This window comes from uncultured Clostridium sp. (genome assembly GCF_963527835.1).
Lineage (GTDB): Bacteria > Bacillota > Clostridia > Clostridiales > Clostridiaceae > Clostridium.
Genome location: NZ_CAURTC010000009.1, coordinates 85,280 through 95,316, shown reverse-complemented (window position 1 = coordinate 95,316; position 10,037 = coordinate 85,280). Strand labels below are relative to the sequence as shown.

The 10,037-nt window shown below is 27.5% G+C and carries 7 protein-coding genes; 5 read left to right on the top strand and 2 right to left on the bottom strand.

Features of this window, described 5'->3' with window-relative positions; translation table 11 throughout:
- Positions 1–303: 303 nt before the first annotated feature.
- Together zupT and RYM86_RS07190 are read right to left on the bottom strand one after the other, a co-directional pair.
- Positions 304–1,086: a zinc transporter ZupT gene (gene zupT, locus RYM86_RS07195; protein WP_315079093.1), complete on the bottom strand. Its 783-nt coding sequence runs from the start codon at positions 1,084–1,086 to the stop codon at positions 304–306.
- 482 nt (positions 1,087–1,568) lie between these two features.
- The gene (locus tag RYM86_RS07190; RefSeq protein ID WP_399547410.1) at positions 1,569–2,681 is read right to left on the bottom strand and encodes a LacI family DNA-binding transcriptional regulator; all 1,113 of its coding nucleotides are present in this window, start codon (positions 2,679–2,681) and stop codon (positions 1,569–1,571) included.
- Positions 2,682–3,211: 530 nt separating this feature from the next.
- Between RYM86_RS07190 and RYM86_RS07185 the strand changes: the two genes are divergently transcribed.
- The 5 genes from RYM86_RS07185 (at position 3,212) to RYM86_RS07165 (ending at position 10,028) form a co-directional block, all read left to right on the top strand.
- The gene (locus RYM86_RS07185; protein ID WP_315079090.1) at positions 3,212–5,395 is read left to right on the top strand and encodes an iron-containing alcohol dehydrogenase; all 2,184 of its coding nucleotides are present in this window, start codon (positions 3,212–3,214) and stop codon (positions 5,393–5,395) included.
- 500 nt (positions 5,396–5,895) lie between these two features.
- Positions 5,896–6,903, top strand: a complete 1,008-nt coding sequence (locus RYM86_RS07180; protein WP_315079089.1) for a LacI family DNA-binding transcriptional regulator — start codon at positions 5,896–5,898, stop codon at positions 6,901–6,903.
- 43 nt (positions 6,904–6,946) lie between these two features.
- On the top strand, positions 6,947–7,819 hold the full coding sequence (locus RYM86_RS07175; protein ID WP_315079087.1) for a sugar ABC transporter permease: 873 nt from the start codon (positions 6,947–6,949) through the stop codon (positions 7,817–7,819).
- Complete coding sequence (locus RYM86_RS07170; protein ID WP_315079085.1) at positions 7,812–8,627, top strand: carbohydrate ABC transporter permease; 816 nt, start codon at positions 7,812–7,814, stop codon at positions 8,625–8,627. The genes RYM86_RS07175 and RYM86_RS07170 overlap by 8 nt, the downstream gene beginning before the upstream one ends.
- Before the next feature lie 141 nt (positions 8,628–8,768).
- A complete protein-coding gene (locus tag RYM86_RS07165) occupies positions 8,769–10,028 on the top strand; it encodes an extracellular solute-binding protein (protein ID WP_315079084.1) in 1,260 nt (419 codons plus the stop codon).
- Positions 10,029–10,037: the final 9 nt, after the last annotated feature.

The window sequence follows — 10,037 nt, the reverse complement described above, 5'->3', positions numbered from 1 at the left end:
CTCTATATAGATAGACTCTCTTTTATGAGTGTCTACTATATAGGGTCCATTTTAGTTTTAGTAGCTTCTTTTTTATGTATAGAAAAGTATAAAATTTTTTTAATTTAAAAAACTCATGGCAACTAAGATAAGATAGAAACTTAGTTGTAAATTAAGAGTAGAAATTAGAGAGTTAAGGAAAAAATTCTGATTAGAATTTTGGAATACGTGTTTTTAGAAAAATTATGGTTTTCAACCAAAACTCTCATTTCTCCACTTGAAATTAGCAAAGTATAACTTAGCCACTTTTTAATCTTTATTCTATTAATTTAAGAAAATATGAGTTATCGGCATTATACATATTCCTAAAAAAATTGAGTATAAAGATAAATTATTATATCCATATTGACGTGAAGATGGAATTAACTCTTCAAAAGATATATATAGCATTATTCCCATTACAAATGCAAAAATTAAACCCAAAATAAAATCATTAATAAATGGTTTTAAAATAAAAAAAGAAACAAGAGCCCCTAAAGGTTCTGATAAACCAGAATATAATGTGTATTTTAATGCTTTTTTCTTACTACCAGTAGAGTAGTAAATTGGCATAGCAACAGCAATCCCTTCAGGTATATTATGCATAGCTATAGCTAAAGAAATTGACATTCCTAATGTAATATTTTGATAACTTGACATAAAGGTAGCAATACCTTCAGGAAAGTTATGTAGTGTAATTGCAATCATTGATACAAATCCTACTCGAAAAAGATCTAAATGTTTATTACTGTCATGCTCATTTATATTTTTAGGTTCATGTGGAACAAATTTATCAACAAGCATAGCAAAGATTACACCACTTAGCATATAAAATATAGTTAGTAATACACCATAGACATTTCCATAATATTTTATTAGTGTTTCTTCGGCATGAGGAAATAAATCAGTAAAAGAAACACAAATCATTACTCCTGAGGAAAAACCAAGAGCAAAAGTAATTATTTTATCACTTTTTTTCTTTATAAACAATACAACAACAGCTCCTAATACTGTTGAAATTCCAGCAAAAAAAGAAAGTAATAAAGCAATAGATGCATTATTAGTCATGTTATTTTACACCTCTTTAATTATTAGTATATTTTTATATATTCTTAAAACTATAAGAAAATTACAAAAAAATATATATGTTTAGAAATAAGATAGTATAAAGAGGTTAGATGGTAAGTGATTATTTTATAATCTAGTTCAATAATTCAATATCAAAAGTTTAAAAAAGATAATAAAAAACAATGCTCACTAAATTAAAAACATGTTTTAATATAGTGAGCGTTGTTTTTTAAATAATATTAAAAAGGAGTCGTAATTTATTATTTCCAAATAGTTTCAAATGAAATCTTTATATATTCATATAAGAATATATTTGCTTTTAAGTTCATTACTAACTCTATTTATATTGTAGCAGATTTAAATTAAAAAACAAGAGCATTTTCACAATTCGGAAAATATTTTGAAAATTTAAATAATTAAACAATATATCTTTATCAAATGCTGAATTGTTTAATATAAGTTATTAAGTTAAAATGGTTTCTTTAATATAATTCTGTAGTTCGTGCAATGCCTGTACTGCTTCTTTTAACTATAAAAGGTTCATATTCTAGCCTCATAATGCAGGATCTATTTTGTGGTTTTGAAGGTGAGGATTTACTATTTATTTTTTTCAATATAATATTAACAGCTTCAGTACCTTTATCTTCTATAGCATGATCAACTGTTGTTAAAGATATTTTTTGTAAAGATGATAATAGAGTATTATCAAAACCACAGACTGAAAAATCATTTGGTATTTTATATTTCATTTCTGTTAATGCATCCATAATTCCAATAGCAACCATATCATTAGTTCCAATAAAAGCTGTTACAGCTGTTTTTTTTGCTAATAATTCTTTTGTCAAATTATATCCTGTTAAATACTCAGTTTTATCTAAAGGATATTCAGTAGTATTTTTAATGTCTTCATTTTTAATTATGATGTTATCGATATTAACATTATGAGTATAAAAGCTTTTTTTCAATCCATTAAGTCTTTGAATCCTTGGGATTTCATGTGCAAGTAGTGGCGTAGAAATATAAGCCACTCTTTTATGTCCAAGAGATAATAGATGTTCACCTATAATATAACCTGTCTTATGACTATTTAGTTCTACGGAATCTAAGTCTAAATCTTCATTTTTATCACTAATTAAAACAACAGGAGTAGAAGAAACTAAGTCTTTTATCTGTGAAACCAAAGTAGATTGATATAAATATATAATTCCAGCTACTTTAAGATTTGAATACATATTTAAATAATGTTTTTCGAGCTTAGGACTTCTAAGTGTAGGAGCTATAAATATAGAGTATCCATGTTTATTTGCTTGCTCAGTAATAGAATGTATTAGCATAGTATAATACAAATTAGAAAGAGATGGACACATTATTATAATAAGCTTCGATAAAGCTGTATCATCACATGTCTTATTATTATTATTATTTTTTTTATATCCTAGAACTTTTGCAGCGTTAAGAACTTTTTCTTTTGTTTCATAAGAAAAAGAAACATCAGGTCTATTATTCAACACCATAGAAACAGTTGATTGAGAAACTCCAGCATAGTCAGCAATATCTTTTGTTGTTATCTTACAATAAGACGTCAAGTAAACCACTCCTTTTCTTTTAAACTTAGTATACAAAATAGGCATAAAAAAGACAAATAGTTAATTAATAAATAAATTTATTATTAATGGATTTAAAGAATTTTATTAATAATCAGTATTAATATTTATTAATAAAATGTTAAATTTATTAATAATAAAAAGAAGGTATATGAAAATTAGTTTCATAATATTTAATCAAAAAACTATTTTTAAAGCATAGATCTTTTTATGCAAAAGGCCATGCTTTAGCAGCGTGTTTGATATATGCATAAGCAAAGTGGACTGATTACAATGCCTCTTTGCCTATTGCATATATCAACACAGCCATATAAAAAATTGAAATATTAATAAATAACAAAGAAAGCTTCTCACTAAAATAATTAAGTTTATTAAAAAGAAAAAAATATTAATTTTGTAATAGTAAAGTTATTAATAAGTGAGTGTTTACATTGATTGACAGTATATATAAGTGATATTTATAATGACAATATAAAATATATTTGCTAGCAAAAATAAATATATTAAAAGGGTGGTTACGTATGATTAATATGGAGATAAATTCAATATCAGATTATTTACATCACAATTTTTTTTGTTCTTGTGGAAAAAATCATAAAACTGATTTAGATTATGTGGAGATATCAGAAGGTGCAATAAAAAAGATACCTGAATTTATTAAAAGAAATTCTTATAAAAAAATATTTATGGTTGCGGATAAGAATACATATAAAGCGGCTGGGGAACAAGTAGAGGATGAATTTAAAACAGCAAATATTGAAATAAGTAAGATTGTATTGGATGAAGATGAAGTTGTTCCAAATGAAGAAACCATAATGAAAATACAGCTTGCAATGGAAAGCAATTATGATCTTATATTAGGGGTGGGCACTGGAACTATCAATGATATGTGTAAATATATAAGCTATAAACTAAAAATAGATTACATTATTGTAGCTACAGCACCATCAATGGATGGATTTGCATCAGTAGGAGCAGCGCTTATAACTAACAATTTAAAAACAACATATGATGCTCATGTTCCAACAGCTATTATAGCTGATATAGATGTTTTATCAAAAGCACCTATGAATATGATAACAGCAGGGCTTGGAGATATACTAGGGAAATATACTTGCCTATGTGATTGGAAAATTGCTAATATTGTAAACAAAGAGTATTATTGCAAAGAGATAGTTGAAATGGTTGAAAAATCTATAAAAAAAGTAGTGGAAAGTGCAGATCAAGTAATGCTACGTTCAAAAGAAGCGATAAGCAATATTACAGAAGCTTTAATTGGAACAGGAATTGCAATGAGCTTTGTTGGTAATTCAAGACCAGCATCTGGAAGTGAACATCATATTTCTCATTATTGGGAAATGAAATTCTTATTTGAAGGAAGAAAACCCGTATTACATGGAACCAAAGTAGGAATTGGAACAGTAGCTGTTATAAAGTTATATGAAATGTTATTAAAAGAGGAAATAGACTTTAAAGATGCTAGAAAAGTTATAGAAAATTATGACCAAAAAGCATGGGAAGAAAAGATGATTCAAAGCTATGGATGTGCAGCAAATGGAGTAATAGCATTAGAAGCGAAAACAAATAAAAATTCGAAGAATCTTCATGAAAAAAGAATAAAACGAATAGAAGAGCATTGGGATGAGATTACAAAAGTTATAAATGACTCATTACCTAATGTTAAAGTAATAGAAGATATTTTATTATCTTTAAACGCACCAATTAATCCTAAACAAGTTGGGGTTGATTATGAAATGATTAAAGATAGTATATTAGTTGCAAAAGAAGTTAGAGATCGATATACTCTTTTACAATTGCTATGGGATTTAGGTATTGCTGATAAGATGGCGGAAAAAATTGCAAATTATTTTGAATATGAACAAGCTTCATATATGGAATTAAATGATAAGAGCATAAAAGATAAGATAGAAAAAATTAAATGCTTTATTTTAGATATGGATGGAACTATTTATTTAGGAAAAAATTTATTTGATTTTACTAATGAGTTTTTAGAAACAGTAAAAGAAACTAATAGAGAATATTACTTTTTCACAAATAATTCATCTAAGAGTCAAGAAAGTTATGTTGAGAAATTAAAAGGTATGAATATAATAATTGAACCAAGACAAATGATGATTTCAACACATGTAATGATAAAATATTTAAAGAAAAACTATGAAGGAAAAACTGTATATGTTGTAGGAACACAATCTTTATTGGATGAATTTAAAAAATCTAAAATAGAATTAGACGATAGTAATCCAGATATTGTAATTATAGGATTTGATACAAGCCTTACTTATGAAAAGCTTGAAAAAGCATGTAATTTTATAAGAAATGGTAAAATTTATTTTGGAATTAATCCGGATTTAAATTGTCCAATGGAAGGTAATACTTTTATTCCTGATTGTGGATCAATGGCAAGATTAATTGAAAGTTCTACTGATAGATTTCCAGAGTTCTTTGGTAAACCTTCTCATCATACATTAGAGTATATAGTTGAAGAAACTGGATATAAAGAAAATGAAATTGCTGTTGTTGGAGATAGATTATATACAGATATAGCAGTAACTAAAGATAGTGATGTTTTATCTATATTGGTATTAAGTGGGGAAACTCAAAAAGGAGATATTGGAAAGAGTAGTGTTCAACCAGATATAATCATGGATTCATTAGAGGATATTACAAGATTACTAAAAAAATAAGGATATGCTAAAAATAAAAGTAGAATTTGTGAGGTATAAAAACTATGGGTAAATATGCTATTGGTGTTGATTTCGGTAAAGGTGAAAATCATGTTATGAAAAGACTAAAACGTATTAAAGTTAACGCTCAAAATAAATAATTAAACAAGATAGAATATTGGAACAGTAGATAACTTTGTATAAAAACAAAATTATCTACTGTTTTTTATTGTAAAGGAAAATATAGAATTTTTTTTAATAATTCTGTGACAACTAATTTATACTTTAATATAATATTTTAAATAATACATAGCATAAATATCTTGATTAAAAGTATTTAATGTAGAATAAGCTAAAAACTACACTTAGTTTTTCCATTTGTTAAAAAATACTTGCAATATACAATGATATGGTTTACAATAAAGAGGTAATAAAGTTAAGAGTATTTAGTTAAACGTTTAAGACGAAGACTGAATAAAATTAAATTAGCTAGTTAAACGTTTAAGAAAAGAGGTGTTTCTTTGAAGAGACCAACTATAAAAGACATTGCTAAAGAATGTGGAATATCCATTGCCACAGTATCATATGTTATAAATGGTAAATATGATAAAGTGTCAGAAGAAAAAATTAAATTAGTAAATGATACTATTGAGGAGATTGGATATGTACCGAGTATGAATGCTCAATCCTTAGTAGGAAAGGGGTCTAAACTAATAGGAGTAATTATACCTCAATTAGAGGTTACAGAAAAAATGATTTTCACTAACCCTTTTTATAGTGAATTTATTGCAGGTATAGAATATTATCTAAGAAAACATGGTTATAGTATAGTTTTAAGTGTTTTAAATCAGGATAAAGGATATGAGGACATGCTTATAAAATGGAATTTAGATGCTGCAATTATCTTTGGCTTAGATGAACACATAAAGTTAACTAACATCAAGAAAGTATCTATACCTATAGTTTTAATTGATTCATATGTAAATGATGATAATTATTTTAGGCTTAATATTAATGACGAAGAGGCAAGCTATATTGCTACAGAATTTTTAATAAAGGAAGGACATAAAAAAGTAGCTTTAGTTACAGGTGTTCTTAGTGGTTATGGAGTATTACATGAAAGATACTTAGGATATAAGAGAGCCCTAAAGGAATATAATATTCCATTTGATGAAAGGTTAGTGATACAAGGGGATATTACTTATGAGCATGGAGTCAAATCAGCAGCTGATATTGTAAATAAAGTAGAAGCTACAGCAGCTGTTGCTACTGCTGATATAATAGCTGTTGGATTAGTAAATGGTTTTAAGATGAGTGATAAAAATGTACCGAAGGATTATTCTGTAATAGGATTTGATGATACATATCTGGCTTCAATATTTCATCCTAAATTAACAACTATCCATCAAGATATATCAAAACGCGGTGAATTAGCAGGTGAAGTTATAATCAATATAATTAATGGTAAGCAAAGGGAGAGAAATATCTGTACTAAGACAAAATTAATTATAAGAGAGACTACAAAATAAGTCTTTCTTATAATTGGTTAAACGTTTAAGGAGGAGGAACAGTATGAATAAAACAAATAAAAAAATGATAGCTATTTTCTTGCTACCAAGTTTATTAGGTTTGTTGGTTTTTAAGATAGGGGCTATGGCTTATTCCTTATACATAAGCTTTACAGATTGGAATCTATTTGGAAAGCCAAATTTGGTAGGATTACAAAATTACATTAAAATTTTTAGGGACAAGGACTTTTATTTAGCACTAAAAAATACATTATATTTTATTGGAGGATATTTGCCATTGGTAGTTGCTATATCTTTAGGGATAGCACTTTTATTAAATAAAAAGCTTAAGGGGGTAACAGTATATAGAGGAATATTCTTCTTATCAGTTATAACTTCTTGGGTAGCAGTCTCCATGATATGGAAAGGTATGTTAAATCCTGAGTTTGGTATTATAAATTCAATTTTGGGTGTCTTTGGTGTTAAAGGTCCTGCATGGCTACAAGATCCAAAGTATGTAATGCCAGCAATTATTATGACTAGTGTATGGAAGGATGTGGGGTTTTTAGCAGTAATATTTCTAGGCGGTTTGCAAGGAATTCCTAAAGACTATTATGAAGCAGCAGATGTTGATGGAGTAAGCAAATGGAAGAAGTTCACAAAGATAACATTACCTCTTTTATCTCCAACAACTTTTTATATATTAATAATTACACTAATAAATTCTTTCCAAATATTTGATCAAGTTTGGATTATGACATCGGGAGAACCTACAGCAGATTTAGTGCCTGTAATGGTGACACAAATTTATAAATATAGTTTCCAATATCAGCAAATGGGATATGCCACTGCACTATCTTGGATATTATTTGGAATAATTATCTTAGTAACTATAGGACAAAATATTTTACAAAAGAGGTGGGTACATTATGACTAATAGAAAAAAAATAGTGGGATACTTACTTTTAACATTAGGAGCAATGGCTATGATAGTGCCATTTTTATGGATGGTAGTTGTAGCTTTTACTAAGCCAGATATTACTTACAATATGTCTATTTCTAATATATTAAATTCATTTTCTTTAAAACAATTTAAAACATTATTTAGTGATTATCCAATAAGTATTTATCTTTTTAATAGTATTTTAGTAGCAGTTATTTCTTCTTTAGGTCAAGTTTTAATATGTTCAATGTCAGGTTATATATTTGCAAGAGTAGATTTTAAGCATAAAGATAAACTATTTATTCTTTACCTAGCAACTATGATGATACCTGTTCAAGCCACTATAATACCTCAATATATAATAATGAACAAATTTAGTCTAATAAACACATATGCAGGATTGATTTTACCAGGCTTATTTAATGCCTTTGGAACATTCTTGATGAGACAATATTTTATGAATATTCCTAAAGCTATTGAAGAAGCAGCTTACTTAGATGGAGCAGGGCAGTTAAGAGTATTCTTTAAGATAATGCTACCTTTGGTAAAGCCAGGACTTGCAGTTTTATCTGTTATGAGTTTTATGGGCGCATGGAATGATTTCTTATGGCCATTATTAGTATCATCAGATGAAATTCATACTACATTACCTTTATTTTTATCACAACTTCAAGGTCGCTGGTATGTAGATTGGAGTATTTTAATGGCAGCTACTTTAATTAGTGTAACACCTATAATGATTGTTTACTTATTTGCACAACGTTACTTTATAGAAGGAGTACAAAGTTCAGCTGTAAAATAAATAAAACCATTATGGATTTACTCTCATAAGAAAATTCAGAAAATATTATTTTTAAAATGCATCAGCTCTTAATTTAAATTTCTATAATATCAGGAATTAGATTTGATAATAATTAAGTATAAATTTTAAGGAGGAATTAATGTGAAAAGTAAAAAATTATTAGGAGTAGTTTTAAGTATTATTATGGTAGGAACTTTATTTGCAGGTTGCACAAATAAATCTGGAGACAGCAGCAATGGGGAAAAGGTTAATATTAAATATGCGACATATTCAGCAGGACCAGATCATATTCAAGATTTAGAAAAAATGATTGCAGAATTTGAAAAGCAAAATCCTGATATAAATGTAGAATATGAAGTAATGGGATTTGATAATTATTTTACTAAATTACAAACTCAAGCGTCTTCTAATACATTACCTGATATTTTTGAAATTAATTATGAAAACTTTATAACTTATGCTGAAAATGGAGTTTTATTAGAATTAGATGATTTACAAAAGAAAGATTCAACATTTAAACCAGAAGATTTATCTGGCGAAGCCTTTAAATACTTTAACTATAAAGACAAGCTTTTTGGATTAACAGAAAAGTTTTCTGATGTTGTTCTATATTATAACAAAGATTTATTTGATGAAGCAGGAGTTTCTTATCCAACAGAAGATTGGACTTGGGATGAAGAATTAGAAGCTTCTAAAAAGTTAACTAAGGATAATACATTTGGTTCATATTCACCAATTCAATTTACAGAACTATATAAGACTGTTGCTCAAAATGGTGGAAGTTTGTTTGATAAAGATGGTAATCCAACAATTAATTCAAAGGAAAATATAGAAGCTGTTCAATGGATGATGGACAAAATGCATAAATATAATATTCAACCTACTCCAAAGCAAATGAGCGGAAAGACTCCAGAAGAAATGTTTAAAAATGGTGAACTAGCAATGATCAGAACTGGTAGCTGGATGTTTGGAACTTTTAATGATGCCTCATTTGATTGGGACATTGCTTTAGAGCCAGGAAATACTAATAAAGTACATCATGTTTTTGCAGATGGTATTGTTGCTAGCAAAAATACGAAGAATCCAGAATCTACTTGGAAATTTATAAAATTTATGTCTTTAGATCCAGAAGCTACAAAAATTCGTTTGGAATCAAACTGGGATCTACCAGCAGCATCTAATGAAGATATTAAAAAAACTTTTTTAGAAAATAAAAAGCCTGCAAGCAGGGAAGTAATATTTAAAGCTTTAGATACAGGTATTATGCCTCCAGTTGTTAAAAAGAATTCTCAAGTTCAAGATATAGTAAATAAAGAATTAAATCAAGCAGTCATAGAAGCTAAGACTGTTGAACAAGCTTTAAATGACGCCCAAAATCAAGTGGAAAAGATAATAAAATAGGCCAATAGA

Excerpts from the sequence above, each read along its gene's own strand:
- zupT (WP_315079093.1), bottom strand. The coding sequence starts at position 1,086 with ATGACTAATAATGCATCTATTGCTTTATTACTTTCTTTTTTTGCTGGA.
- RYM86_RS07185 (WP_315079090.1), top strand. The coding sequence starts at position 3,212 with ATGATTAATATGGAGATAAATTCAATATCAGATTATTTACATCACAAT.
- RYM86_RS07175 (WP_315079087.1), top strand. The coding sequence starts at position 6,947 with ATGAATAAAACAAATAAAAAAATGATAGCTATTTTCTTGCTACCAAGT.
- RYM86_RS07170 (WP_315079085.1), top strand. The coding sequence starts at position 7,812 with ATGACTAATAGAAAAAAAATAGTGGGATACTTACTTTTAACATTAGGA.